Source organism: Roseibacillus persicicus, assembly GCF_014651675.1.
GTDB classification, from domain to species: domain Bacteria; phylum Verrucomicrobiota; class Verrucomicrobiia; order Verrucomicrobiales; family Akkermansiaceae; genus Roseibacillus; species Roseibacillus persicicus.
Map to the genome: position 1 here is coordinate 140,833 of NZ_BMXI01000006.1, position 25,546 is coordinate 166,378.

General features: G+C 56.8%; 22 protein-coding genes. 14 read left to right on the forward strand and 8 right to left on the reverse strand.

The window, feature by feature from the left end; genetic code table 11:
* Positions 1 to 89: 89 nt before the first annotated feature.
* The 5 genes from IE099_RS08590 to IE099_RS08610 form a co-directional block, all read right to left on the reverse strand.
* Positions 90 to 659: a glycine cleavage system transcriptional repressor gene (locus tag IE099_RS08590; protein WP_189569505.1), complete on the reverse strand. Its 570-nt coding sequence runs from the start codon at positions 657 to 659 to the stop codon at positions 90 to 92.
* 8 nt (positions 660 to 667) lie between these two features.
* The gene (locus IE099_RS08595) at positions 668 to 2,248 is read right to left on the reverse strand and encodes a hypothetical protein (protein ID WP_189569506.1); all 1,581 of its coding nucleotides are present in this window, start codon (positions 2,246 to 2,248) and stop codon (positions 668 to 670) included.
* A 227-nt stretch (positions 2,249 to 2,475) separates the two neighbouring features.
* On the reverse strand, positions 2,476 to 3,702 hold the full coding sequence (locus tag IE099_RS08600) for a saccharopine dehydrogenase family protein (protein ID WP_189569507.1): 1,227 nt from the start codon (positions 3,700 to 3,702) through the stop codon (positions 2,476 to 2,478).
* Positions 3,703 to 3,823: 121 nt separating this feature from the next.
* A complete protein-coding gene (locus IE099_RS08605; protein ID WP_189569508.1) occupies positions 3,824 to 5,248 on the reverse strand; it encodes a Fic family protein in 1,425 nt (474 codons plus the stop codon).
* Positions 5,249 to 5,333: 85 nt separating this feature from the next.
* On the reverse strand, positions 5,334 to 5,729 hold the full coding sequence (locus tag IE099_RS08610; RefSeq protein WP_189569509.1) for a TM2 domain-containing protein: 396 nt from the start codon (positions 5,727 to 5,729) through the stop codon (positions 5,334 to 5,336).
* 142 nt (positions 5,730 to 5,871) lie between these two features.
* On the opposite strand from IE099_RS08610, the gene IE099_RS08615 reads away from it, so the two are divergent.
* On the forward strand, positions 5,872 to 8,580 hold the full coding sequence (locus IE099_RS08615) for a PVC-type heme-binding CxxCH protein (protein WP_189569510.1): 2,709 nt from the start codon (positions 5,872 to 5,874) through the stop codon (positions 8,578 to 8,580).
* Positions 8,581 to 8,593: 13 nt separating this feature from the next.
* Here the strand turns inward: IE099_RS08615 and IE099_RS08620 are convergent, their stop codons facing one another.
* On the reverse strand, positions 8,594 to 9,034 hold the full coding sequence (locus IE099_RS08620; protein WP_189569511.1) for a DUF805 domain-containing protein: 441 nt from the start codon (positions 9,032 to 9,034) through the stop codon (positions 8,594 to 8,596).
* Positions 9,035 to 9,127: 93 nt separating this feature from the next.
* Between IE099_RS08620 and IE099_RS08625 the strand changes: the two genes are divergently transcribed.
* The 9 genes from IE099_RS08625 to IE099_RS08665 all read left to right on the forward strand — a co-directional run bounded on the left by IE099_RS08625 (position 9,128) and on the right by IE099_RS08665 (position 17,837).
* Complete coding sequence (locus IE099_RS08625; protein WP_189569512.1) at positions 9,128 to 9,841, forward strand: RDD family protein; 714 nt, start codon at positions 9,128 to 9,130, stop codon at positions 9,839 to 9,841.
* 23 nt (positions 9,842 to 9,864) lie between these two features.
* On the forward strand, positions 9,865 to 10,812 hold the full coding sequence (locus IE099_RS08630) for a stage II sporulation protein M (RefSeq protein ID WP_189569513.1): 948 nt from the start codon (positions 9,865 to 9,867) through the stop codon (positions 10,810 to 10,812).
* Positions 10,799 to 12,385, forward strand: coding sequence for a hypothetical protein (locus tag IE099_RS08635; protein WP_189569514.1), 1,587 nt, complete (start codon positions 10,799 to 10,801; stop codon positions 12,383 to 12,385). Before IE099_RS08630 ends, IE099_RS08635 begins: the two co-directional genes overlap by 14 nt.
* Positions 12,382 to 13,533 carry a DUF4350 domain-containing protein gene (locus IE099_RS08640; protein WP_189569515.1) on the forward strand — a complete coding sequence of 384 codons (1,152 nt, stop codon included), beginning with the start codon at positions 12,382 to 12,384 and terminating at the stop codon, positions 13,531 to 13,533. The genes IE099_RS08635 and IE099_RS08640 overlap by 4 nt, the downstream gene beginning before the upstream one ends.
* Positions 13,530 to 14,576, forward strand: coding sequence for an AAA family ATPase (locus tag IE099_RS08645; protein ID WP_189569516.1), 1,047 nt, complete (start codon positions 13,530 to 13,532; stop codon positions 14,574 to 14,576). The genes IE099_RS08640 and IE099_RS08645 overlap by 4 nt, the downstream gene beginning before the upstream one ends.
* Before the next feature lie 2 nt (positions 14,577 to 14,578).
* Complete coding sequence (locus tag IE099_RS08650) at positions 14,579 to 15,886, forward strand: DUF58 domain-containing protein (RefSeq protein WP_189569517.1); 1,308 nt, start codon at positions 14,579 to 14,581, stop codon at positions 15,884 to 15,886.
* 58 nt (positions 15,887 to 15,944) lie between these two features.
* Positions 15,945 to 16,136 carry a hypothetical protein gene (locus IE099_RS08655; RefSeq protein WP_189569518.1) on the forward strand — a complete coding sequence of 64 codons (192 nt, stop codon included), beginning with the start codon at positions 15,945 to 15,947 and terminating at the stop codon, positions 16,134 to 16,136.
* Entirely contained in the window at positions 16,133 to 17,236 is a 1,104-nt protein-coding gene (locus tag IE099_RS08660) for an aminopeptidase (RefSeq protein ID WP_189569519.1), read from the forward strand. Before IE099_RS08655 ends, IE099_RS08660 begins: the two co-directional genes overlap by 4 nt.
* A 76-nt stretch (positions 17,237 to 17,312) precedes the next feature.
* Positions 17,313 to 17,837, forward strand: coding sequence for a DUF3592 domain-containing protein (locus IE099_RS08665; RefSeq protein ID WP_189569520.1), 525 nt, complete (start codon positions 17,313 to 17,315; stop codon positions 17,835 to 17,837).
* Positions 17,838 to 17,841: 4 nt separating this feature from the next.
* On the opposite strand, the gene moeB is transcribed toward IE099_RS08665, so the two are convergent.
* Positions 17,842 to 18,927 (reverse strand): molybdopterin-synthase adenylyltransferase MoeB, encoded by a 1,086-nt coding sequence (moeB, locus tag IE099_RS08670; RefSeq protein ID WP_189569521.1) that lies wholly within the window; start codon positions 18,925 to 18,927, stop codon positions 17,842 to 17,844.
* A gap of 127 nt (positions 18,928 to 19,054) precedes the next feature.
* On the opposite strand from moeB, the gene IE099_RS08675 reads away from it, so the two are divergent.
* Genes IE099_RS08675 through IE099_RS08685 form a run of 3 tightly spaced genes read left to right on the forward strand, consistent with a single transcriptional unit; the run spans position 19,055 to position 21,956 of the window.
* Positions 19,055 to 20,437 (forward strand): hypothetical protein, encoded by a 1,383-nt coding sequence (locus IE099_RS08675; RefSeq protein WP_189569522.1) that lies wholly within the window; start codon positions 19,055 to 19,057, stop codon positions 20,435 to 20,437.
* Between the two features lie 49 nt (positions 20,438 to 20,486).
* Positions 20,487 to 21,566: a GTPase ObgE gene (gene obgE, locus IE099_RS08680; protein ID WP_189569523.1), complete on the forward strand. Its 1,080-nt coding sequence runs from the start codon at positions 20,487 to 20,489 to the stop codon at positions 21,564 to 21,566.
* 3 nt (positions 21,567 to 21,569) lie between these two features.
* Entirely contained in the window at positions 21,570 to 21,956 is a 387-nt protein-coding gene (locus tag IE099_RS08685; RefSeq protein WP_189569524.1) for a gamma-glutamylcyclotransferase family protein, read from the forward strand.
* A gap of 3 nt (positions 21,957 to 21,959) precedes the next feature.
* Here IE099_RS08685 and IE099_RS08690 read toward each other — a convergent pair whose 3' ends face one another.
* Complete coding sequence (locus IE099_RS08690) at positions 21,960 to 22,709, reverse strand: hypothetical protein (protein ID WP_189569525.1); 750 nt, start codon at positions 22,707 to 22,709, stop codon at positions 21,960 to 21,962.
* Positions 22,710 to 22,925: 216 nt separating this feature from the next.
* On the opposite strand from IE099_RS08690, the gene clpB reads away from it, so the two are divergent.
* Positions 22,926 to 25,502: an ATP-dependent chaperone ClpB gene (clpB, locus tag IE099_RS08695; protein WP_189569526.1), complete on the forward strand. Its 2,577-nt coding sequence runs from the start codon at positions 22,926 to 22,928 to the stop codon at positions 25,500 to 25,502.
* Positions 25,503 to 25,546: the final 44 nt, after the last annotated feature.

Consider the following 25,546-nt stretch of genomic DNA (forward strand, 5'->3'; position numbering starts at 1 on the left):
CTCAGGACTCCATCATTGATTCAAGCAATCAAACGACCACCCGGCTATTGCCGCGGGGTGGATAGGATTGCCGAAAACGTTTCTTACCTTTAGGACAAGGATACTTGGAGGTCAGGGGACAGTTCCTCCAAGGCGTGGGCCAGATCCTCCGGGGAGGCGTTCTGAATCAGGGTGACTGAGGCGATGGTATGGAAGATCGCCTGGCCTGACTCGGGCGCAGGTTCCAGACGGGTTTCCATCTCGACAATGTTGGCGTTCTGGGAACGAAGAACGCGGGAAACTTCCGAGAGTATACCGGGACGGTCATTACCCAAAACATCGAGATGGTAGCTTGAGCGGACTTCGGAATCGTCGGCCGACGTTTCCTGAACGACGGAGATGCGCAAGTTGGCTGAAGAGAGGTTCTCCAAGGCGGTGGTGAGTCCTGCCGCGGCATCAGCAGGGCACGTCACCCGAACCAACCCTGCGAACTGGCCGGCCAATCGAGCCATCTGGGATTCCTGCCAACTGCCGCCGTGTTCGTTCACCGCGGATGCGAGGGAATCTACAATACCAGTCCGATCCGGACCCAAAACCGTCAATACCAGCGTCTCTTGCATGCAGTAAACATGAACGACTTTCTTCCGTTCGTCCATGGAGGAAGAGACTTTCTCTTTCATCCCGAGGCCTATCCCTCGGACAGGTAGGCGACCAAGTCTCGGATTTCGCGTTTGCTCAAGGTGCCCAGCACTGAGGGCATGGGAGAGATACTGGTAATTTTTGCGATATCCTTGCGTTCAATTTTCAGCTTCTGGGTCGTGCCTTCCAGAAGAATTTCGAGGGAGTCAGCGGTCTGTAGGGTCGGAGTTCCTTTATGAAAGGTACCGTTGGTGAGTTCCACCACCATGTAACCGTAACCATTTCGGAGATCGTGATTGGGGGCGATGATGGCTCGTAGATTGTCTTTAGAACTTCTGCTAAAGAACGGCAGTATGATCTCACCCGTGTCGTCGAAGTCCTCGGTCGACGCCCAGTGGCTATGACAATTCAGACAGCCCGCTTTTTGGCTCACCAACACCAGAAGGCCCTCGTTCATATCCCCGCCCATGAGCAGTTCGGGAAAGGCGTCTTCCGGATGGGGGCCTTTCTTCGAGGGGGCAGTTAGTTTGGCAAAATTTCGGTGGGTATCTTCGCTAAAAGCATCGCCACGGAGCGCGAGGACTTCTTCAATTTCGAGCCAGAGCTCGGGATGCAAGGCGATGCTGCCCTGAGGTTCGTTGATGATTTCTTCCAAAAGACTGTCCGCGCTGTCTGTTTCCAGAGAGGCCAAGAAAAGAAGGGTTTTCTGGGCCATGGGAAGCGAGCCGATTCCCAGAGATTGGGAGAAGGGAAAGTCGAAGCCAAAGTCTCTGCGAATACTGGCGAGGGTGGCATCCGGGTTGTCGCGATACCAATTCTCCAAGACGGTGAACCAAACGTCGGGTTCTTGCGCCCCTTGAATCAGTTTCTCCCAATCCGCACCGTTGTTCATGAGCTCGAGGAGTGCCACGCCGCGGGTATGTGCATCCAGACCATTGTGGTAGAAGATGGAGGTCAGCTCGATGTCCGTGATAGGGTGTTCGATTCGCTTGCTGAGAACGAGGGCTTCCGTCAGGAAGTCGCCAGTAAAGCTGCTCTTCGGGGAGAGCAGAAATTTTCCCAGGCGTTGATCCATACTTGCAATCAATTCGGGTGAAAGTTCTTTGAAATACCTGAGCCGCTTCAGAGCCGTGGTTCGGAATTCGGACGGCGTTCTCTGGTCGGTTGCGTAGGCAAAAAGGCGTTCCGCCTCGGCGGCTCCCCCAAGTCTCGTATTGGCGGCAATAGCCACCTCCGAGCAAAGACGGTCGCTCGGAATCCAAGCAAGAGTTTGGGCCAAAGGGAGAAGTCCTTCTTCGACGACTGGGTCGTCTAGAATTCCCCGGCCTGCGGCTGCTCTCACCCGATGACTGCCGGCCCGCAGAAAGAGGCAGACCGCAGGGTGGCCCCGGCGACCGAGTTCGGTCGCGGCCCCGACTTTGAGCGCCTCCAAGTCGTCGCCCAGAAGAGAAGCGAGCTGCTCGGGGGTGGCATTCTTCATGGCTTCAGCCAGCATTTCCTCATCGATTTCGACTTCTGGTCTCTCCGCTCGAATGTCAGCCAGCGTTTCTTCGTAATCAAAGTCCTCCGCTCCCAGCACAAAAAACGGGTAGATGCTAAATGCTGCTGAAAGTGATAGTATGATCTTCATAAGAAACAAAGGGCTCAAAGGATTAACGAAGCAGCCTAGGGAATTTGAAAAGATATGCCATCTATTTTGGCTGGATAGTCGTTCGAAACACTACAGCGCTTGAGCTAAGGCTTTGAAGGCCTTGCTTTCAGAAAGAAAAAGGCCGCAAAATTAGCGAAAGAGGGGAACCCATAAATGGGTGCCTCTGGTTTCGCTTCTTCGCGGCCTGGAGAGAGGGAGAGGGGAAGTTAGGCCGGAGTCAGGGCCTTGGCTTGCTCCATGGACAGGACCTTCATGGTCCAGGGAAGGCCGTGTTCGTTGAGGTCGGCCATGAAGGCGTCGGGATCGTGTTGTTCGATGTTCCAGACCCCGGGCTTGCGCCACTCGCCGGAAAGCATTTGCTTGGCCCCAATCATCGCGGGCACACCGGTGGTATAGGAAATGGCCTGCGAGCCCACCTCGGCGAAGCACTCTTCGTGGTCGCAGATGTTATAGATATAGAGCGCGGTTTCTTTTCCTTCCTTATCGAGACCGGTCATGATGTTTCCGATGCAAGTGCGTCCCTTGGTGCGTTCGCCCAAATCGCCGGGATTGGGGAGGACCGCTTTGAGGAATTGCAGCGGAATGATTTCCTGGCCGTTGTAGGTCACGGGATCGATTCGGGTCATGCCGACATTCTGCAAGACCTCGAGGTGTTTGAGGTAGTTGGGGGAGAAGCTCATCCAGAACTGGGCCCGCTTGATGGTGGGGATGTGTTTCGCGATGGACTCGAGCTCTTCGTGATACATGCGATAGATCTCGTAGGTGCCGACTTCTTCGGGGCAAGTGAAGCTCTGGTGCTCCGACATGGCGGGCGTTTCCACAAACTCTCCATTTTCCCAGTGACGGCAGGGTGCGGTGACCTCACGAATGTTGATCTCGGGGTTGAAGTTGGTGGCGAAGGCGTGTCCGTGGTCGCCGCCATTGACGTCCACGATGTCGAGCGTGTGAATCTCAGAGAAGTGGTGCTTCAAGGCATAGGCCGTGAAAACTCCGGTGACCCCGGGATCGAATCCTGAGCCCAAGAGTGCGCTCAGGTCTTTTTCCACAAAGCGGTCTTGGTAAGCCCACTGGTGCGAGTATTCGAATTTGGCTTCATGGGGTGGTTCGTAGTTGGCGGTATCGAGGTAATCGACTCCTGCTGCAAGACAGGCGTCCATGAGGGGCAAGTCCTGATAGGGCAGGGCGACATTGAGCAGCAGGTCGGGCTTCAGTTCCTCGAGCAAGGCTGTGGTCTCCGCCACGTTGTCGGCGTCGATCTGACGGGTGGCGATGTCGCGGCCGGTGCGCTCTTTGACCGAAGTGGCGATGGCCTCGCATTTCGAGACTGTTCGGGAAGCCAGGGTGATGGTGCCGAAGGTCTCCGGAACCATCGCACACTTGTGCGCCACGACGTGACCAACTCCACCGGCACCAATGATGAGAACGTGTTTCATGGCGCGAGAATCAAACGGCAAATGAAGGGAAGCAAGACCGATCAGCGGGAGGACAGACATTTTATTTCTTAGCCTGTCCCACGTCGCAGGGTCTTGCTTCCCGGTGTTTTTCTCCAGCTCTTTACCATTGGGCGAACCACTCACGGAAGACCGGCAGGCGCAGGCGGTAGCGGGCAATGTTGCCTTCATGGAGGCTGGAAAGAACGTTCTCCACCAGCTCCACAAAAGCCGCTTTGTTCTCCGGCGCGATTTCGCGAGTGCTTTGGTCGTTGATCCAGGCGATGGCGGCCTTCTTATCGAGGCCGTTGCCTACGATGAACTGCACATAGCGATGGACGTCCTGCCGATACCGCACATGCAGGGGATCGGGGTCGCCGATGACCTGACGGATGGCGGAGTAGAGGTCGCAAGACTTTCGATAAGCTGCCACAAAGACGTCCCGCAAGTAGTCCACCCGCTGCAGCTCGTAGACCGCAAGGGTGGCTTGCAGATAATCCTCACGGGGAACCCCGACGAAAGACAAGGGGCACAGGTTGTAGAGCATCATGGGGATATTGGCCGCCAGACGCGAAACCCGCTTGTTGACGTCGATGAAGGGTTGCAGATAGGGCAGATGGACCATCGCAAAGAAGGATTGCTCGAAGGGGTCGGAGATGGCGGAGGCCTTTTCCAAAAACCGTTCGAAGTTTTCCGCAATGCGGGGAGGGTCCAACAGGGGCTTGAAGGAGGTTCCGGTGACCCCAACGGGCTCGTGCCGCAGACGTCCGCTGGCTTCCTCATAGGGCAAGAGCGCTTCCGCCAAAGCGGCGTGAAGGTTGAAGAGGGTGTAACGATTGAAGCCAATCTCTTCCGACTGCTCGGCGAGAATTTCGATTGCGGTCTTGTGATTGAGGATCATTTGCGCCTCCGCCAAAGACTTGCCATCGGCGCTCTCTCCCATCTCGAAGAGCCGTTGGGTCTCGAGAATGGAATAGGTGTTGCCCTCCAGGCGACTGGAGTTCCAAGAGAGGTCGATGATGAGCCGGTCCATCACTTTGCGAAGATAGGTTCCCGCCGGATGGGCGGTCATCCCGACTCGACCCATCTTGGCCAATTCGGCCCGTAGCTCGACGGGAATGTATTCGGTGATGTTGGGCTGATAAGCCTTAAGAAACTGGTCATCATAGGGCGCTGGCTTTCGCTCGGCCACGGGACGCGTGACGGCTGCCCGCAGCTCCTTGGCGGCGGGGGAGAGCCAGTCTCCTTTCGGACTGTCGCGCTCGGGAACACGATAGATTTCCTCGGGCTCGGCTAGAAACGAGTAGGGCTTGGGCTTCGAGACCGAACGGTGCTCTTCGACCAAGTGGTATCTGAAACCTCGGCCCGCGCCGGAGGTGGAGACGTCACCTTTCGCCACGAGTTCGTCGAGACGCCTTTGTAGGGTTCGCTTGGCAATGCCGCTCAGCTCCGGTTGCTCCAAAAGCTCACGAATCGGCATCGCGCCACCACCTCGGGCCAAGACGTCCTTAATTTCGTTCTGCTGGGTCGATTTGGCATGATTACTCATGGTTTCGCGCCAATATTAGCCTTTATCGTGCCGACTTCAAGCAGAAACAGCTATCGCAAAGGTAGCTTTGGCACGATTTTCCGACTTAACTGGCACGATTCAATTCGTCAATCTTGCCATTCAAGGTGCAGAAGTCGTAGGCCCAACCAATTCCGAAGAGTCCGCCGGTGAAAAGCCAGAGCAGTCCTGTTCCCCACTTGCCCAGATAGAAGCGATGAACTCCAAAGAGACCGAGGAAGGTGAGCAGGATCCACGAAATGTCGTAATCGTAGCGTCCTTTGACATAACGATGGTCGGCAGCGCGGTCCATCGAGGGAATGAGAAAGAGGTCGACGATCCAACCGATCAGAAAGAGTCCGCCGGTGAGGAGCCAGATGACCCCGGTGATTGGGCGTCCGTAATAAAAACGGTGGGAGCCGGTGAATCCGAAAATCCAGAGCAGGTAGCCAATAGTCTTCGAGTGAGTGTCGTTCGTTTCCATGCCAGCAGCTTAGGAGTGGAAGTTCACTCGTGCGATTGCAGGTTTCTGCCATTTTTGCACTGCCCTGAATTTGCTTGTTCATTATTTGCCGTAAAATGGCCTTCCGATGTCCCGTTTACTTTCCCAGTCTCACTTTCAACAAATGATCCGCTCTCTATTTTTCCTCTTCCCGGCCGTAGCTGTTGCTCAGACCGAAGTCGTCAAGAATGACGAGGCTAATGCCATCGGTCCCAATCTTCCTCCCCGCAAGGTCGAGGCAGAACTTTTTCAGGTTCCTGAGGGCTTCGAGGTGACGGTTTGGGCTTCCACTCCGCAACTGTTCAACCCGACCAATATTGACATCGATGCCAAGGGGCGCATTTGGGCCTGTGAAGGAGTGCGCTACCGGAGTCATGTCAAGCGTCAGCCAGCGGGAGACCGGGTGGTGGTGATGAAAGATACTGATGGCGATGGAAAGGCGGATTCGTCCCACACCTTCGTGCAGGAAAAAGCTCTCATTGCGCCGCTGGGGATTGGGGTCTTCGACAACAAGGTCTTCGTCGCCCAACCGCCGGAATTGATTGTCTACACCGATGTGAACCGCAACCTGGTGTTCGATGAGGGCACTGATACCCGCGAGGTCATCTTGACGGGGTTCAATGCGCGTAATCACGATCACTCGTTGCACTCGGTGACGATGGGGCCGGATGGGAAGTTCTACTTCAATGTGGGAAACTGCGGGGCGATCTTTAAGGACAAAGACGACCGCGAGTTTGTGATTGGCGGTCCTTATCGCGGCGGTGGGGGGCAGTATTTTGTGGAAAATGAAAAGCGTGGAGGCGAGAAGTCGGCCGACGGACATGTCTGGACCGCGGGCGCAACCTTCCGCATGAACGAAGATGGCTCCGAGGTGGAAGTCGTCGGGCATGGTTACCGCAATTCCTACGAGCAGACTCTGACTTCCTTTGGGGACATGTTTCAGAACGACAATGATGATCCGCCGGCCTGTCGCGTTTCCTATATCTTGGAGTATGGCTGCGCGGGTTACTTTTCGCGGGATGGTCGGCGCGGTTACCGCGCGGAAAAGCGTCCCAACCAGGAGCATTGGCGCAATCACTGGCGCCAGGACGATCCCGGCACGATGGATGCCGGCGATGTCTATGGCGGAGGTTCGCCGACGGGAGTGGCCTTTTATGAAAACGGAGCCATGGGTGAGGATTTTGTAGGAACCCTTTTGGCGTGCGAGCCTGGCCGCAATGTCATCTTCAGCTATCAGCCCGAGCCTGAAAAAGGGACCTTCAAGCTGGATCGCTCGGATTTCATGACCTCCAACACCACGAACGAATTCTTGGGCAGTGATTTCGTCGGGGGTACAAGAGGGAAGAAGCAGGATGAATTCGAAGACCATCTTCTCTTTCGCCCTTCTGATATCGCGGTCGGACCGGATGGCGCTCTCTATGTGTCGGATTGGTATGACGCCCGGGTTGGAGGGCATGGCGACTTGGATGATAGCTGCTCGGGAACGATCTACCGCATTGCTCCGAAAGGATTTACTCCTTCCGTTCCCCAGTTCGATGCCAGCACCATCGAGGGCGCTATCACTGCTCTGCGTTCACCGGCAGTGAACGTTCGTTACTTGGGTTACCGGGGATTGCAGGAGAAAGGTGAGGAGGCTTTGGCGGCGGTGAAAGAGCTGATTAAAACGGAGGAGAATCCCTTCGTGGCTGCTCGTGGAATCTGGCTCTTGCCTCAGTTGGGGGAGCAGGGAGTGGCTGTTTGCGAAGAGGTCTTGCAGGACGAGAATCCTCAAAACCGCATTGCCGCTTTGCGTGCATTGCTTCGTTCGGGACAGGATATTCTTCCACATGCAAAAGCACTCGCGGGCGATTCTGACCCCGGAGTTCGGCGCGATGTGGCGCTGGCGCTACGGGATTTGCCTGCGGCTCAAACCAAAGAAATTTTCGCCACCTTGGCCCAGCAAGTGGAGTTCACGGACAAGAACTCGGTGGAAGCCATCGGTCTTGGGGCTGCTTTGCAAGAGGACGAAATTTGGCAGCATCTCCGTCAAGAGATGGGGGCGACCGACCCCCTGAAATGGGATGAACGTTTCGCCAAATTGACCTGGCGCCTCTGGCCGGTGTCGGCGGTGGCGGATTTGAAAGCGCGCGCTCTCGCGACGGAGTTGACTCCCGAGGAGCGGGCCTTCGCGGTCGAGTCGATTGCGTTCATCGACCATACGGATTCCGTGGAAGCGATGCTGAGTCTCGCCGACCAGGGTTCACCCAGTCGGCGGGCGGCTATGGACTGGCTCTTTCGCAGGGGCACTGGGGAGTGGGCTAAATACGACGTTTTACCTGAGTTGAAGAAGCGGGGGATTTACGATCCCAACTCCATTACCGTGACCTCGGTAACAGTGCCTGCTCCACCCAAGAAGAATCAGTATTCAACAGCCGATGTTCTCGCTCTAACAGGAGATGCCGAAAAGGGAAAAGCCAAGGCCATGGGATGTGTGATGTGTCACCAGATCAACGGCGTCGGTGTGTCCTACGGTCCCAATCTGGCGGGGTGGGGGAAAGGGCAACCGCGTGAAGTGATCGCGCGCTCCATCGTGGAGCCCTCCTTCGATATTTCCCACGGATTCAAGGGCTCAATCGTCGAAACCAAGAAGGGGGAGACCGTACACGGATTGGTCACCAGTCCGGGAAATCCCCTGATGATTGTTTCCACTGGTGGAGTGGAGCAGATGATTCCGAAGAAGATGATCAAGTCCCAAAAAGACCTGAAGCGCTCACTCATGCTCTCCTCCGACCAACTCGGGCTGACTGCGCAGGACGTTGCCGACATCGTCGCGTTTTTGAAGGTCTACGAGTAACTGGGCTTTTCTGTTAGTGGTTTCGCAAGGGGTCGGGGCCATATCGATTCGGTCCCGATGTCCCTTGCAAGCAGCCACACTCAATGAGGAGCCAGAGGCTGCCAATGTAAGGGATCAACCAAACCAAAATCATTAAGCCTGATTTTCCTCGATCATGAAACCGTTTGGATAGGCCGGCAAAGTTAATCCAGATGATGGCAATTCCGAAAATCAAGCTGATGAGCTCCCCGCTAAGTGAAGCGAGGGGTGAGGAGGGCTCTGAGAACTCGGCGAGGATTGAATCCAAAGCCAGCAACACGATGAAAATGAGCAAGCAGCTGCCCACGGTGTAGAGCCAATATTGGCTCCGGCTGAAGCGGCCGCGAAAGCTAAGAAGCTTTTGGAGGAGAGTCGGTTCCGGGTAGTCCGGAGGTTTTAACTCCGCGCGCGGTGCTTGATAGGGGTTGTCGGACATGATTGGGATGAGCGTCGATTATCAGCAACAGGGCAAATTCTTGGCGACATTATATCTTGTTGCAATAGCTTCCTTCTTCTTAGAGAAATGACTGTGGCCAGCAAACTCGATAATCGTCGCGAGATTGAACTGGCGGAAGGTGTCCATATTCATCTGCGGCCAGCGGGGCTTTTTCCCCGCCTGATGGCCCGGTTCATTGACGGCGCGATCTGGCTCTTGATCTTCATCGTGCTTTCTGTCGTGCTGAGTCTCTCGGGGTGGTTGATAGGAGATGAAGCTTCGCAGGGATTTTTAATGCTGTTGGCTTTTGTGATGGTGTGGTTTTATGACCCTTTCTTTGAAGCCAGCAAGGCCTCCGCCACGCCGGGAAAGATGGCGATGAAGTTGAAAGTGGTGCGGCGCTCGGGGGCTCCAGTGGGCTTTGCTTCGGGTTTTCTTCGCTGTCTCCTTTTTTGGATCGATTTTTTGCCTGCCTTGGGAACGGTGGGGATGGTGTCTATTCTCGCTTCCCGCAACTCCCAGCGCTTGGGTGATATGGTGGCCGATACTCTCGTCGTCTATCGCAGCCCGCCCCGGGTGCCGGAGGTGGAGTCGATCAATGCGCCGGCCGTTCGGCCCGGAGTTCTTTTGCAACGGGAAGAGCAACTGGCCTTTATCGAGTTCGCGGATCGTCTGGATAGATTGAGTCCGGCCCGCCAAAACGAAATCACCGCCCCGCTGGCAGCCTTGGAAGCCGCGCGCAAGAGCCCCACGACCACCAGCTTCGCCCTCGGGGTGGCCCGCTGGCTTTCTCATCAGGAAAAATGATTTCGCGTAAACAATTTCAACAAATGAATGAGGGGCGCTGGCTGGAAAGCGAGCGTCAGATCGCGAAGTTGGATGGTCGCGACAAGCTGACTCCGGAGGAAGCTCGCGAGATGCCGGCCAGCTTTCGCAAGGTGTGCCAGGACCTCGGTCTGGCTGGGGAGCGGCTTTATGGTTTGGCTCTTTCCAGTCGTCTCAACGGCTTGGTGATGGGGGGCTTCCGCCATTTGCATCGCAGCCGGGCGCGCTTTCAGCCGATCAGGTTTTTGACGCGAACTTTTCCTGGGGCCTTCAAGCACAACCTCGGTTTCTTTTGGGTCAGCGTGGTTCTCTTTTGGTTGCCATTCTTTTTGTTAGCCTTTTCGGGGCAATGGGGGTTGGTGTGGATTCAGTCCATTCTCGGGCCCGAAGGAATGCAAGGGATGGACGCGATGTATGGCAAGGACGGTGATGCCTTGGCTCACGGACGGGCGACGCATGGCAGTGACTTCATGATGTTCGGCCATTATGTGCAGAATAATGTGAGCATCGACTTCCGCACCTTTGCGGGAGGAATCTTCTATGGCATCGGCACGCTCTTTTTCACCATCTTCAATGGCTTGGCGATTGGGGCGGCGGCGGGCTATGTGCACGAGACGGGTGACCCCATGAAATTCTGGACCTTCGTTTCAGGACACTCGGCGTTCGAGCTGGTGGGCTTGCACATCTCCTCCATGGCGGGGCTGCGCCTCGGATGGGGACTGATTCGCCCGGGGCAGCTCACCCGAATGGCGGCTTTGATTAAGAATGCCCAGGAGTCGCTCGTGCTGTTAGGCGGCGCTGCGGTGCTCACTTTCTTCGCGGCCTTCATCGAAGGATTCTGGTCCGCCCATCCCAATCCGCCTGCGCTCAAATTTGGAGTCGGAATCTTCTTCTGGGTGCTCACGATTCTCTATCTGATGTCAGGTAGGAAGGAGTGGTATGAACGTCCGTGACCTGACGATTGAACTGCGCCCACGCTCCAGCTGGGAGTCGGTAGACCTCGGCACCGCCTTGGCCAAGCGCTATTACCGGGATCTGTTCAAGATGGGCTTCAAGAGTTTCGGGCCCTTCTATGTGTTCGTGGCCATGCTGTGCTGGAAGTTGCCGTTCCTGCTTCCGCTTGTCATCTGGTGGTGCAAGCCGCTCATGGACCGCTTTTATCTCTACTACCTGAGTCGCCGTATCTTTGGGCAAGAGGTGTCGGTGAAGGAGACTTTGGGGGAGTGGAAAAGGCTGCTGTTTAAGGGCAGTTTTTCCCTGCTTACGTGGCGCAGATTTTCGTGGAGTCGGAGCCAATCGATGCCGGTGATGGACCTCGAAGGCCTGGAGGGCAGTGCCCGTTCGCAGCGCTGCGGGGTCATCTCGCGGAACGGGGGAGGGCCGGCTTTTCTCATTACTGTGGGAGGGGTGCTGTTAGAAGCTCTTGGACTGCTTTCGATATTCGTGATGGCGCGGCTGTTCATCCCGCAGGGGCAAGAGATGAGCTGGGACGCGATGGTGGTGTGGTTCGGTCGCGGCGGGGCGGTGCAGACTCTGTTAGTGCTCTTCTTCGGGCTGGGCTACGGAATTTTGGTTATCTTGTTAGAGCCCTTCTATTTGGCGGGAGGCTTTGCGCTCTATCTCAATAGTCGGACGGGTCAGGAGGCTTGGGATGTGGAGCTTCGCTTCCGGGAGCTTGCTGCCCGAGTCTCGAAAACGCGCCTGACTTCCGAAATGGAATCAGATGCCGCGACGCCGGAACCGAGCGAGCCTGAGAAGCCAACCTCGGGGCCCCGCTTTCAGTTTGTAGGCTCGGACCGTTCTCTGGCCCTGGCGATATCGTTGGGGTTGTTGGCCTTGTTTAGCGCGCCGGAAGCGAGAGCGCAGGCCGATCCGCAAGTGGTGATTGAAGAGGTGCTTGCTGATGAGGCCTTTAAGAATCACATCGAAAAGTATCAGGAGTGGGTGCCGAACAAGAAAAAGGAGGAAAAGCCCGAGTCCGACCGGGGTCCCAATTGGGGCGGTGGGTCAGGAGCGCCAGGAGCCGCTGGGGCAGTGGACGGGATTTTCAAATTGATCGGAATTCTGGCCCTTTCTCTTCTGGTCGTTGCTTTGATTGTTCTGATCGTGAACCTCGTGAAGGGCCGGCGGATTAGTAACCTTCCGGAAGATAAGAACGGAAAGCGAAAGCGGGCCCTGCCCACCGTGGTGATGGGAATGGAGGTGACTCCCGAGTCTTTGCCCGATGACCTGTTAGGGCAGGCGCGACATCACTGGGCAAGCGGGGAGCCGCGATTGGCCTTGTCGCTGCTTTATCGGGGAGCATTGACGAAGTTGATTACCGAGCAGGCAGTGGCCATCGAGAGCTCCGATACCGAGATGGAATGCCTGAACCAAGTGGAGAACGTGGCCCCCAATCTGCAAGCGAGATACTTTCGACAACTTTCCAAGCAGTGGATGAAGATTGCTTACTCCAAGGAAGAGGTCGCTCCCGGTGACTTCGAGAATTTGTGCGCTAGTTGGCCGTTTGAAGGGAGGTCCATTTGAGGACTCTTCTATTCACCCTAAAGCGCGTCCTGCTCCTGCTGGTGACTGCCTTTCTGTTAGCAGGATGTGGCAAGTATGAAGAGCGTGAGCGGGAGGTTGGTTACAAGGGACTCGCGCGCATCAATCATCTCTTGGCCGCCGAGCGCATGGCCACGCAGATGGGTTTGAAAGCCTCCAGCTATGCGGGCGCACCGGTCTTGCCGCCACCCTATGGGACGGTGTTGGTGCTTCCCGCGGCGAGTCTGCAAAGTGAGGGGATCCTGGAGGAAATCTCCGATTGGGTCGACCAAGGGGGCAACCTCATCGTCTACCTGACTCTGCAAAATGAGGCCCGCGATATCTTTTCTGGCACGGCGCAGGAACCTCCCTTCCAAGCCTTTCTCGATTACTTCGCCCTCGACTTCGACAAGCAGCCCATGCGCATCATTTCCCGTGAGGAAGGAGAGTCCGGCAAGTCCGAGCGCGTGTGGGGGGAGAAGATTGAATGGGTCGATTTCGTTCGGGAGGACTCCTATCAGACCGACTACCACAGTCCCTACCTGCTGACCGATTTGGATTATGCAGAGGATGAGGCTTCGGCCTTCCAGTCCTATGACTACGGCTTGGGCCACCTCACCGTTTTGGGTTCGGCTGAATTGTTCACCAACAAGCATTTGGGAAAGGCCGAGCACGCCACCCTGCTCTGGGATATTTTAACAGTGGGGGAAGGGGACACGGTCTGGTTTGTTCATTCCACGCGGGTTTCGTTCTTCTCCCTTCTTTGGCGGCGCGCACCCGAGGCGCTCATTTTCTCTTTGGTGACTCTGGCCTTGTTAGTCTGGTGGGCGGCGAAGGGAGTGGGCCCGCGATTTGTGAGGGGAACCAATCCGTCGGCCAAGCTGGACGAGCACCTGGAGGCCAGTGGGGCGTTTTTCCTCAAGCACAAGGCCGAAGGGGTGGTGGTGTCCCGTCTCCGGGAAAAACTCTTTCACCGCCTAGCCCGTGCAACCAACCAGCCTTTCAATGCCAGTCAGGAAGAGCTTCTCACCGCCGCCCGAGCGCAAGGGGTCTTGGCTGAAAGTGAAGTGACTGCCCTGACCTCTTCCACCACCAACAAGTCTCTCCTGTCTACTCTACAAACCCTTAAGACTCTCGATAAAAAATTATGAGCTCCGACGATCCAACTTTTCCCCGTCCTGCTGAATTGCCGCCGACGACCCCGTTAAGCGAAGTTCCTCCCTCGATGCCTGAGCTTCCGACTCCTGACCCGAGTTTTGCGATGCTGACTCAAATCCGTAAGCAGATTGAGCGCGTTTTTGTGGGTCAGGAAAAGTTGGTGGAATACGTTTTGGTCGCTTTTGTGAGCGGGGGGCACGTCCTGATTGAAGGTCATCCCGGATTGGGAAAAACGCACCTCGTTCTTTCTCTGGCCGAGACCTTTCACGGGGTTTTCAAGCGGATTCAGTTCACCCCCGATCTAATGCCTTCCGATGTCACGGGGCACAGCATTTTTGACATGGCGAAGCAGTCCTTTCAGGTCAAGCAGGGACCGGTCTTTACGAACTTGCTCTTGGCCGACGAGGTCAACCGCGCTCCGGCCAAGACGCAATCCGCGCTGTTGGAGGTGATGCAGGAGCGGCAGGCGACCATTGATGGGGTGTCCTATCCTTTGCCCAAGCCATTCATGGTTCTAGCCACCCAGAACCCAGTGGAGCAGGACGGCACTTATCCGTTGCCGGAGGCTCAGCTCGACCGATTCATGATGAAACTGTTAGTCGACGAGCCGGGGCTGGAAGACGAGATTCTAATTGCCACGCGAGCCACGCGTTCGGGGATGGAGTCCTTGGCACCGGAGCAGATCGATACGGTGTGTTCGCCGGAAGACATCGAGCAACTGCGCGAGAGCCTGACCAGCATCACGATTTCGCCCTCAGTGATTCGTTACGCGGTTCAACTCGTTCAGGCCACCCGCAGTTCGGAGATGACCTCCTACGGGGCCAGTCCGCGCGCCAGTATTTCCCTCGTGCAGGCCGCCAAAGGTTTCGCCATGCTACGCGAGCGTGATTACGTGGTCCCGGATGACGTGAAGGGTTGTGCCCTGCAGGTTCTTCGCCATCGCATTCGATTGACTCCCGAGGTCGCCATCTCGGGGCAGACGGTGGACGAAACTGTGGCCGCCATCATCAATTCGGTGGAAGCTCCCCGCCAATAAGCATGCGTCCCACCGTCCAGTTAGTCTCCCTCTCGGCCGCGCTCCTCGTGCTGGCCATTGTGGTGGTCTTTGTCAGCAGTCTGCAGATGGTTTTTCTCCTGTTGGCGGCTCTCTTTGGGTTCGTGGTTTTGCTGGATATCATCTTGCTTTCCCTTCAAGGGGAGGTGGCCTTTCGGCGCGACTTGCCCAGCCGCTTTGCGCTCAAACAAGAGACCGAGGTGCCCTACGTGCTCCAGAATCACGGCAAGGTCTCGCTGCGCTTGCGGTTCTTTGATGGCTTGCCCGAGGAGTGCTCCTACCAGTCGCTGCCTTTCATTTTGCCAAAGCTGGCCCCGAGGCAGCATGTGCAATCCAGTTATCGGGTCACTTTCCTCCATCGAGGAGATTTGCGTATAGCGCCTAGTTATCTGGAGGTGCGATCCTTGCTGGGGCTCTGGTGGCGGAGTCGTCGGGTGGGTGAAGAGGCGATTGCCAAAGTCTATCCCAACTACGTTCCCGCGCTGAACTATGGGCTCCTGGCAACCGCCGACCGCGCCGAATTGATGGGCATTGTGAAGCCGCGCAATCGCGGGATGAGCAAAGAGTTCCATCAGCTGCGCGACTACAATGAGGCCGACAGCGTCTCGCAAGTGGACTGGAAGGCGACCTCGCGCTTCAACCGGCTGATTACCCGTGAGTATCAGGAGGAGCGGGACCAGACGATTCTTCTCGTGCCGGATTGCAGCATCCGCACCCGGGCCATTGATGGTGAACTGCCGATTCTGGATCATCTGCTCAACGCCGCCATTCTGCTATCCTACATTGCTCTCGGGCAGGGGGACAAGGTGGGGGTGTTGTCTTTCGGGGGAGAGGATCGTTATCTTTCTCCGGTCAAAGGGGCGCACGGCATGTCGCGCATTCTCGATCATCTTTACAACTATCAACCCACTCGCAGCTATGGTGATTATGCCGAGCTCACCACCCGGATTCTGCGCATGCAAACCAAGCGCTGTCTGGTGGTTGTGCTCACCAATCTGCGCACCGAAGATCAGTTTGGTTCCCTAGGTGCATTGCAATTGCTCACCAAGCAGCACCTCGTTCTGTTAGCCTCCGTGAGGGAGACTGCGGTGGAACGAGCACTCAGCGAGGAGCTGGAAACGGTGAAGGATGCCAGCCGCTATCTGGGCGCCTTGGCCTACGAGGAAGATATCGAGAAGCTGGTGGTGGAAGCACGCGGGAGGGGATTCAGCGCGGTGCACGAGTCCCTCAACAATTTTCCCATCGCCCTCGCCAATCAATTTCTGGATTTGCGGAATTCCGGACGCTTTTAGTGCTGTCATGGTCACCCTTGCGCTTGTCATCCCATAGGAAAAGGGGAATAACTCTTGGGTGAAGATTACCCTTAGCGTTCTCGCTCTCATGTTCTGTGCGGTCTCTTGCACTCCTGTTCACCAGCATCAGGCCGGCGGAGGTGCTTTCGACGACTCGCATGTCGGTCAAGCTCTCGACTCCAATACTTCTTTGCCCGAGGATAGCATCGACGGTGCTCGCAGCTTTGAGGAATGGAGGGAGCGCGAATGAGAGATCCCCGCTTTACCGAACTGGCCCGTCAGCTGACGGCCTACTCCACTCAGTTGAAAAAAGGGGAGTCCGTTCTTCTCGACCTCTATGATGTCCCCGAGAGCTTTGCGATCGAACTGATTCGCGAGGCCCGTCGTCGCGGGGCTGATCCGCTGGTTCGTCTTCACAGCGCGGGCATTTCCCGCGAGCTTTTACTCGGCGCGAGCGAGACTCAGTATAAGACCATCGCCAAGCATCTCCTCAATGAGATGAAGGACATGGACGCCTACATCGCGGTGCGTGGTGCTCACAACATCGCCGAACAAAGCGATGTTCCCGCTGCCAAGATGGAATTGGCCATGAGCCACATGCGCAAGGTCATTGACCATCGGGTGAAGAAGACCAAGTGGTGCGTTCTTCGCTGGCCCCATCCCGCAATGGCCCAGCAGGCAGGGATGAGCACGGAAGCTTTTGAGGACTTTTACTTCAAAGTCTGCCTCCTCGACTACAAGGCGCTCCTTCCCGCCATGAATGCGCTCAAGCGTCTGATGGACAAGACGAGCGATGTCCAGCTCAAGGGCCCGGGAACGGACCTGACTTTTTCGATTAAAGACATCCCGGCCATCGTCTGCGGAGGAAATTACAACATTCCCGACGGTGAGGTTTTCACCGCTCCGGTTAAGAATTCGGTGGAAGGGGTTCTCTCTTATAACGCGCCGAGCATCTATCGCGGGATTCCTTTTGATGGGGTCAAGTTCGAGTTCTCCCAAGGCAAGATCGTGAAAGCGACCGCTGCGGGTGGCAAGACGAAGGAGCTCAACAAGATTCTCGATTCCGATCCTGGCGCTCGATACATCGGGGAGTTTGCCCTCGGGTTCAATCCCGAGATCAAAGAACCCATGCGCGACATTTTGTTCGACGAAAAGATTGCGGGTTCCTTCCACTTCACCCCCGGGCAAGCTTACGAGGAAGCCGACAACGGCAACCGCTCGCAAGTTCACTGGGACCTCGTCAATATCCAGCGACCCGACTACGGCGGCGGCGAAGTGATCTTCGACGGCAAAGTCATCCGCAAGAACGGCAAGTTCCTGGCGAAGTCTCTGGCGAAATTGAATTGGTAGGTTTCCTTTGCTTGGACTTGGAACAACACGCGACTTCTCCCTATTCAGCTCCACAAAACCGCGCTAGCCTCCGCGCGTGAAGCAAGGGAGCGCGGGGAGTTTTTATCTTATCGGAATCGGATTGATGCTGGCCCTCTCGGGGGCGGTCTTCACTTGGTTGTTAGGGGCGAGTTTTGGACGGGCGCGGGACATGGATCATTGGAAAGAGTCTCCCTGTCTGATTCTGGAATCCGAGATGCGCGAGCGCAAGATCGGCCCCGAGGTGCCGACTGACTACAGCTTCGGATTACTCTATGGCTACGAGTTCGATGATGAGCCTTATAGCTCCGAACATTTTGATTTGCGCGGGAATGCTTGGGTGAAAGATGCCACCCGAATCCAAGCTCTCATCAACAACTATCCGGCGGGCACGCAGCAGACCTGTTGGGTCAATCCCGACAATCCTGAGCAGGCGGTGCTCAAGAAAGAGACCAAGGCTCCGGGCTACTCGATCTGGTTCCCGATCCTCTTCTTCGTAGGAGGGCTGGGAATTGTGGTGAAGGCGATCTGGAATCTCGTCCGCGCCAAAGCTACGGCTACCAAAAGCGAACAGCCCGGCTAGCCGACTACCAGGCGTCGATGCCGCCGGCCAAATTGGTCAAGTCGTTGTAGCCGTTTTCCGCCAGAAACATGCAGGCCCGGGCAGAGCGCATGCCGGCTTTGCAGTGAATCACGAGCGGCTTGTCCTTGGGGATTTCCGCCATGCGGGCGGGAATTTCCTGCAAAGGCAAAAAGTAGGAGCCCTCAATCGCGCGCTCCGCGTATTCCTCGGGCGTGCGGACGTCGAGAAGAACGCCATCCCATCCTTGGGCTAACATTTCGCGGAATTCGTCAGGGGTGATTTCGGAGTAGGGCGCGTTCACGGGACAGCTATGCCCTTCGTGGCGGAGAGTTTCAAGACTGGGATTTTCGCCACAGAGGATGCAGTCGGGATTCTTGCGCAACTTGATGGTGCGGAAGGAGCTTCGTAAAGCGTCATAGCAGATGAGCTTGCCGTGGGGCGCTTCTCCGATTCCTAACAGCACCTTGAGCGCTTCCATGGCCTGGAGCGAACCAATGACCCCCGGCAAGGCTCCCAGCACACCAGCCTCCGCGCAATTGGGAACCGCATCGGCGGCGGGGGCGTCGGGCAGAAGGCAGCGGTAGCAGGGACCTTCGCGATGTGGGGCGAAAACGGTGACCTGACCGTCGAACTGGAAGATGGACCCATAGATGAGCGGCTTTTTCAGAAAAAAGGCACAGTCATTGGTGAGGTAGCGGGTGGGGAAATTGTCCGAGCCATCGAGAATCAGGTCGTAGTCTTTTGCGAGGTCGAGGGCATTGGCAACCGTCAGGCGCTCGCGATGAAGGTCGATGCGCAGCTCGGGATTCAACTCCTGCAATCGCTTGGCCGCCGCCGTGACCTTGGCTTCCCCGACCTGACTTTCGCTGAAAAGAACCTGCCGCTGCAAGTTGGAGCGCTCGACAGTGTCCGGGTCGACCAAGCCGATTCTTCCCACTCCCGCTGCGGCCAAATAAAGAGCAGCCGGAGAGCCCAGTCCGCCGCAACCGATGATGAGCACCGAGGAGTCGAGCAAACGCTCTTGGCCTTCCTCTCCGACTTGGGGAAGCAGGGTGTGGCGGAGATAACGATCGTGCTGGGCAGAGGTCATGGGAAAGGCCGACTTGATACCAAAACGGGCGGCAAAACAACCCCAGTTCTGAGTGCGCGCTCAGGTGGAAAATGTGGCCTGTTTTGGAATTGGCGAGAGGTCAGGAAATGGGCCATGATTCGATGGTATGAAATCGTCGGGAATTGCAATCGCTGTCACCTTCGCCGCTCTGACCGGTGTGGGAGGTTTTTTCGTGGGTAAAGGAGCCGGATCTTCGGGGGGCGGCGATGAGGAGGCGAGCCTTCCCACCAAGTCCACGCTGAGTCAGACCACCTCGACCCAGAGCAACGGAGGCACCGGAACGGTGCAGCCGAATCTGCGGGGTTACGAACTCTCGAAGAATCCCCGGCAAGGTTTGGAGACCCTTTTGGAAGAGCTGCGCCAGTCACCCATGGCTCAAATGGACTTCGAGGCGCTCTTTGGGATTTGGGATATGGTGCAGTATCTGGATGCCTATGAGCTCCAGAGTCTGATGGCGGAATTGGACGAAATGGGGGGCGGCCAGGAGATGTTGGCGGTGCGTATGATGTTGCTCAATCGATGGGCCGCAAAGGATGGCCCGGCCGCGATGGAAAGTGTCTTTGAAGGAGAAAAGGGTATGATGCAGATGATTGGGGCGACGGGGGCGATGTTGGGCTGGATGCGCTCCGAACCCGACCAAGCCTATGCGTGGTTCAAGGAAAACGGGGATCGCCTGGGTGGTAGTGCCATGGGGATGGGCAAGGAGCAAATCGAGGCCATGTACTTTGCCAACATGGCGAAGACCGACTTCGATGGCACCATGGCCAAACTGGATGGCATGGAGTCCAAGACGCAAAAGGCGGTCATTCAGCAGCTGGCCCAGTCGGCGGGGATGGATCCCGAGCGGAGGTCAGAACTGTTGGATTATCTGAAGTCCAAAGACGATCCCGACCTCCTTCATGACGCCCGTCGCAGCATCGTTCAGCAGATGGCTTGGCAGGATCCCCAAGCCGCAATCGACTTTATCGAAAGTGAGAATCCCAGAGATGACCTTCGTGATGAATTGGTCGACAACGCCACCTCTATGTGGTCGCACACTGACCCTGCTGGGGCTGTTGAGTGGCTCGGGGAGGAGCTCAAGGGGCAACCTGATGCTGGCGAGAAAATCTCCAGTTCTTTCGGCCAATGGGTCGGGCAGGATGAGGCCGAGGCCGCCCAATGGTTGGCGAGCCAGGGGGATGAGTTCAAAACGGATTCCGTCTTTCGCGATGCGGGTCACGGCTTAATCAACAGCGGCGAGTATGAACGTTCGGCCGAATGGTTTGAGCAAATCATCGACGATGACGACCGTCGGGTGAACTACGACCGCCTCTATCAATCCTGGAAGGAGGAGGACCAAGCGGCCGCTGACCAGTGGAAGACCCAATTGCCCGCTGAGGAAGCCGCGATGATTAGTCAAGAAAGCAGTGTCGGCGCAGCTGTTGGAGCCGTGATCGGTGCGTCGGTTGGCGAGGCGATGGAAGAAGTTCCTGCGGAAGAGGAGGAGTAGCGACTGAGATCGGATTTGCATCTCGGGCATTCTTGGCGCATGGAAGAGCATGTTCGTTGACCGGATTCGTATTTTTGCCAAGGCTGGTGACGGGGGAAATGGCGCCATTTCCTTCCGCCGCGAGAAATTTGTCCCTGAGGGTGGCCCCGATGGGGGCGATGGAGCCGATGGGGGAGAAGTCGTTTTGGAGGTCAGCGAGCATGTTGATAACCTCAAGGCCTTTTCCTATAACCCGAAGCTAGTCGCTCAGGATGGCGGCGCCGGACAGAAGTATAAGAAAAGCGGTAAACGTGGTCGTCCTGCGGTGGGTAAGGTCCCACCCGGAACCGTCGTCTACCGCACCTCCGCGCTGACCGTTAAAGAGGCGGTCGAGATGGAGCATGGCGAGGGAATCGATGTGGAACCCATTGCGGACCTCACCAATGCGGGAGACCGAATCACTCTTTGCACCCCGGGCAAGGGAGGCCGCGGAAACTGGCACTTCCGCAGTGCTACCAATCAAACGCCCGAAGAACGCGAACTCGGCACCGAGGGCGAACAGGGAGTCTTTTTCCTCGAGCTGCGTCGCATTGCGGACGTGGGTTTGGTGGGCTTTCCCAATGCGGGCAAGTCGACTTTGGTGGGTGCTCTTTCCGCCAATAAGCCGAAGATTGGCTCTTATCCCTTTACCACTTTGACGCCTTCGGTCGGGGTGATTGAATTCCCGGGCTTCAAGCGCTGCACCATCGCCGACATTCCCGGACTCATCGAAGGCGCGCATGAAAACCGCGGGCTGGGGCACGAATTCTTGCGCCACATTACCCGCTGTCATTTGTTGCTGTTCGTGGTCGATATGTCGGGCTTGGAAGGGCGCGACCCGATCGAGGATTTGCAGATTCTACGCACCGAGATCAAGGAGTATGATGAGGAGTTGGCCAAATTCCCTTGGAAGATTCTCGCCAACAAAATGGACTTGCCTGAGTCGGCCCAGAATTTGGAATACCTCAAGCAGCGCTTCCCCAAAATCGAAGTGATTCCGATTTCCGCGCAAGAAGGCGATGGCCTCGACGCGCTCAAAAAGCGTCTCTGCGAAGAGGTCGGCCAGCAGCCCAAGGACACCGTTGTAGCTAAACCTAAAGAAGAGGAATAAGCGATGAAGGTGCCGGTCTTTGTTTATGGCGCCTTGCGCCAGGGAGCATCGAACGCTTGGCGGATGGAACGCGCTTCCTTCGTCGGGAAAGCCACTGGCGCGGGGACTCTCGTTAAAGTGGACTGGTATCCCGGGCTGGTTCTGGGTGGAGATGCCCTCGTGCAGGGCGAAGTCTATCAGGTCGACGAACAGACTCTGCGCGAACTCGATGAGTTCGAGGGAATTGGAGTGGAGGACACTCGAAACGACGAATACCGCCGGGTAGAAGCCACCGTGCGTTTGGACGACGGCACGCTTCTGTCCTGTCAAATCTACGAGTGGCAACTCGGGGTGGAGGCCTATGAGGTGGTGGCCAATGGTGACTGGCTGACGGTCGCTGCCAGCCGTTAGGTCCTACGGGCTCTTTCGAACCACTTGGCCCTCCTGATAGAGCTCCTTGTTAGAGGCGTTGTATTCGGACTTGAGAGTGAGGCTGATTTGCGACAGGTCGACTAATCGCCAGGACTGGAATTGCCACTGGCCGTCTTTGCCATCGTGAGCAAATCCAATGAGAAGGTGGTGGCCATTTTTCAGGATTTTCGAGGTCTTGCTTCGCGGGGTGAAGTAGAAGGTGCGGAGACTGGATTCTTGCGAAGAGGCTTCGTAGAGCTTGGGATCCAGATAGTAGACCCGTCCCGTGGGCTCGTGGGTGAGCATCAGGTCCGGATAGCCGGAACGTTGGGCATTGCCTTCTTGGGTGAGTGGAATTTGGCAACGGAGGTCCGGATGGCTGTCTAACAGTTCCAACAAAGAGTCTTCGAAAAAGCGCGAAGCCTCGTTGATGCGCCGCAGACCGATGAGGGGGGAGGTGGGCTCGTTGAGCTTTTGCATCGTGGAATCGGCAGCCTGCGCAATGGCATCGAGCACAGGCTCGCAAACACTGTCCAGAGGAAGAACCCGTTGCCCGCTGGCCTGCTCGATTACCTGTGCGAAAGGCGAGGTGCCGGTTGGCAGCGGGGGCGTTTTTTTCTCTACCGGGGCGGGAGGAGCGACTTGTCGTTGCGCCTTCAGGTCTTGGTAAATCCGGCTATAGGCCAAAGAGTATCCCACCATCCCTCCGAAAAGGAGAGAGATGATTGCCAGGGCCACTGCTAACTTGCTCATGGGTTGAAAAGCTAAAGGTTTCGCTTCTCGACCGCGAGGCTTTAGCTGGTCTTCAACTCGTCATCTCCCAGCCGCCAACTGCGCCAATCCGACCGCCCACTGCGCGGATATTGGCGTCAATTTGTCGCAGCCGCTGGGGGCAGATTTCATTATCCCTTGATAACTGGGGGGATTGGCGTTCCTTGGACTTGGCTAGTGAACTGCAAATAAGAAGTTATGGGATTAGATAAATTAACAGCAAAACTTCAGGAAGCGCTGCAACAGGCGCAACGAACAGCCTCCAAGTCGGCTCACCCCGAGTTGAAGAGCAATCACGTTCTTCTCGCCCTCCTCACTCAGGAAGGCGGAATCGTAGTGCCAATTTTAGAAAAAGCAGGCGTCGATGTCTCGCGCTTGAAAGCCTCCGTGGCTACCGCGCTCGACAAAGAGCCGCGCGTGCAAGGCTCCGGTAGTCAGCCGCAGATTAGCTACGGCTTGCGTAGTAGTTTGGACGCCGCGGACGAGGTTCGCGAAGCCATGGATGATGACTACCTCAGCGTCGAACACTTCTTGGCGGGCTCGCTCAAGTCGGACTCGCCGGCGGGAAAACTATTGAAAGAAGCGGGGCTCACCCAAGAAAACTTTGATGTCGCCTTGAAGGAGATTCGTGGCGCGCAGAAAGTAACTGACGACGACCCTGAGGGTAAATACGAGGCGCTGGAAAAATACGGCACCGACCTCACCGCCCGAGCCCGGGAAGGGAAGATCGACCCTGTGATTGGCCGCGACGAGGAAATCCGACGGGTGCTGCAGGTTCTCTCGCGCCGAACCAAGAACAACCCCGTGCTCATCGGAGAGCCTGGAGTCGGTAAGACCGCCATCGTGGAAGGTCTCGCGCGGCGTATCGTCAGCGGCGACGTGCCGGATGGCATGAAGAACAAGCGGGTGGTTTCCCTCGACTTGGGAAGCATGTTGGCGGGGGCGAAGTATCGCGGTGAGTTCGAGGAGCGCCTCAAGGCTTTCCTCAAAGAGGTGACCTCCTCCAATGGGGAAATCATTCTCTTCATCGACGAGCTCCACACCATCGTGGGGGCCGGCGCCAGCGAAGGCGCGGTCGATGCCTCCAACCTTTTGAAACCTCAGCTTGCCCGGGGTGAACTCCGCACTATCGGAGCCACCACCCTCGACGAGTATCGCAAGTATATCGAGAAAGATGCCGCCCTCGAGCGCCGCTTCCAGCCCGTGAAAGTGGGCGAGCCGAGTGCGGAGGATACCATCGCGATTTTGCGGGGACTGAAGGAGCGTTACGAGGTTCACCACGGAGTGCGCATTCAGGATGGTGCGATTGTCGCTGCTGCGACCCTGAGTGACCGCTACATCACAGACCGATTTTTGCCAGACAAGGCAGTGGACTTAATTGATGAGGCCGCCAGCCGGCTCAAGATTGAGCTCGATTCCATGCCCACCGAGATTGACCAGATTGAGCGTCAGATCATGCAGTTGGAGATGGAGCGACAGGCTCTCGCCAAAGAAACGGATTCGGCAAGCAAGGCTCGCCTCGAGAAAGTGGAAGCCGAGATGGCGGACCTCAAAGAGGAGTCGTCTGGCCTGATGGCGCGGTGGCGCAATGAGAAGGAAGTGATCGACGCGGTGCGCGAGGTGCAGGAACGACTGGATACCTTGCGAACCGACATCGAGCAGGCACAACGAATAGGTGACCTCAGCCGAGCGTCCGAAATCATGTATGGTCAGATTCCGGATGCCGAAAAGGAACTGGAGGAAGCCAAGGAACGTCTCGCCGAATTGCAGGGAAGCTCTGGGCTTCTGAAAGAGGAGGTCACCGAAGAAGACATTGCCCGCGTGGTTGCCGCGTGGACGGGGATTCCGGTGAGCCGCCTGCAAGAAGGAGAACGTGCCAAGCTGGTCAAGATGGAGTCTCGCCTCGGCGAACGCGTCATAGGACAGCGGCAAGCGATTGACGCGGTATCCAATGCCGTCCGTCGCGCTCGGGCTGGATTGCAGGATGAGAACCGGCCCATAGGTTCGTTTCTTTTCCTAGGGCCGACCGGGGTTGGTAAGACTGAGCTCTCGAAGGCGCTAGCCGAGTTCCTCTTTGATGACGAGAACGCGATGGTGCGCATCGACATGTCGGAATACATGGAGAAGCACGCTGTCTCGCGCCTGATTGGAGCACCTCCGGGATACGTGGGCTACGAAGAGGGTGGGCAGCTCAGCGAGCACGTCCGTCGCAAGCCTTACTCGGTGGTTCTTTTCGATGAGATTGAGAAGGCTCACCCCGACGTCTTCAACGTGCTTCTGCAGGTTCTCGACGATGGACGCATCACCGATGGCCAGGGCCGGACGGTGGACTTCCGCAATACCGTGCTCATCATGACTTCCAATATCGGCAGCCAGTTCATCATGGACGAGAGCAATGCCGAGCAGCGGGAGGCCAAGGTGACCGAGGCCCTGCGTGCTCACTTCCGCCCCGAGTTCCTCAACCGCATCGACGAGACCGTCATCTTCGACCGCCTCGAGCGCAGCGAGTTGACCACCATTGTGGACATTCAATTGGAGCGCGTGCGCAAGCGTTTGGCCAAGCAAGGACTGGGCTTGGCGCTTAGCGAGGAGGCCAAAGAGTATATCGGCAATCAAGGTTACGACCCGGTCTACGGAGCGCGGCCACTCAAGCGGGCGATTCAGAAGCATCTTCTGGACGAGTTGAGTCTGCAGGTGCTGGAAGGCAACTTCGTCCCTGGCGATGTCATCAAGGCCGATGTCGTTTCCGGCAAAGTGGTCTTCACAAAGGCATAATAGAATCAAATTCACCAGCCCCGGTAGGAACTTACGAACCTGCC

Coding starts and splice junctions, on each gene's coding strand:
- IE099_RS08590 (WP_189569505.1), bottom strand. CDS start 659: ATGAAAGAGAAAGTCTCTTCCTCCATGGACGAACGGAAGAAAGTCGTT.
- IE099_RS08595 (WP_189569506.1), bottom strand. CDS start 2,248: ATGAAGATCATACTATCACTTTCAGCAGCATTTAGCATCTACCCGTTT.
- IE099_RS08600 (WP_189569507.1), bottom strand. CDS start 3,702: ATGAAACACGTTCTCATCATTGGTGCCGGTGGAGTTGGTCACGTCGTG.
- IE099_RS08605 (WP_189569508.1), bottom strand. CDS start 5,248: ATGAGTAATCATGCCAAATCGACCCAGCAGAACGAAATTAAGGACGTC.
- IE099_RS08610 (WP_189569509.1), bottom strand. CDS start 5,729: ATGGAAACGAACGACACTCACTCGAAGACTATTGGCTACCTGCTCTGG.
- IE099_RS08615 (WP_189569510.1), top strand. CDS start 5,872: ATGATCCGCTCTCTATTTTTCCTCTTCCCGGCCGTAGCTGTTGCTCAG.
- IE099_RS08620 (WP_189569511.1), bottom strand. CDS start 9,034: ATGTCCGACAACCCCTATCAAGCACCGCGCGCGGAGTTAAAACCTCCG.
- IE099_RS08630 (WP_189569513.1), top strand. CDS start 9,865: ATGAATGAGGGGCGCTGGCTGGAAAGCGAGCGTCAGATCGCGAAGTTG.
- IE099_RS08635 (WP_189569514.1), top strand. CDS start 10,799: ATGAACGTCCGTGACCTGACGATTGAACTGCGCCCACGCTCCAGCTGG.
- IE099_RS08645 (WP_189569516.1), top strand. CDS start 13,530: ATGAGCTCCGACGATCCAACTTTTCCCCGTCCTGCTGAATTGCCGCCG.
- IE099_RS08650 (WP_189569517.1), top strand. CDS start 14,579: ATGCGTCCCACCGTCCAGTTAGTCTCCCTCTCGGCCGCGCTCCTCGTG.
- IE099_RS08660 (WP_189569519.1), top strand. CDS start 16,133: ATGAGAGATCCCCGCTTTACCGAACTGGCCCGTCAGCTGACGGCCTAC.
- moeB (WP_189569521.1), bottom strand. CDS start 18,927: ATGACCTCTGCCCAGCACGATCGTTATCTCCGCCACACCCTGCTTCCC.
- IE099_RS08675 (WP_189569522.1), top strand. CDS start 19,055: ATGAAATCGTCGGGAATTGCAATCGCTGTCACCTTCGCCGCTCTGACC.
- obgE (WP_189569523.1), top strand. CDS start 20,487: ATGTTCGTTGACCGGATTCGTATTTTTGCCAAGGCTGGTGACGGGGGA.
- IE099_RS08685 (WP_189569524.1), top strand. CDS start 21,570: ATGAAGGTGCCGGTCTTTGTTTATGGCGCCTTGCGCCAGGGAGCATCG.
- IE099_RS08690 (WP_189569525.1), bottom strand. CDS start 22,709: ATGAGCAAGTTAGCAGTGGCCCTGGCAATCATCTCTCTCCTTTTCGGA.
- clpB (WP_189569526.1), top strand. CDS start 22,926: ATGGGATTAGATAAATTAACAGCAAAACTTCAGGAAGCGCTGCAACAG.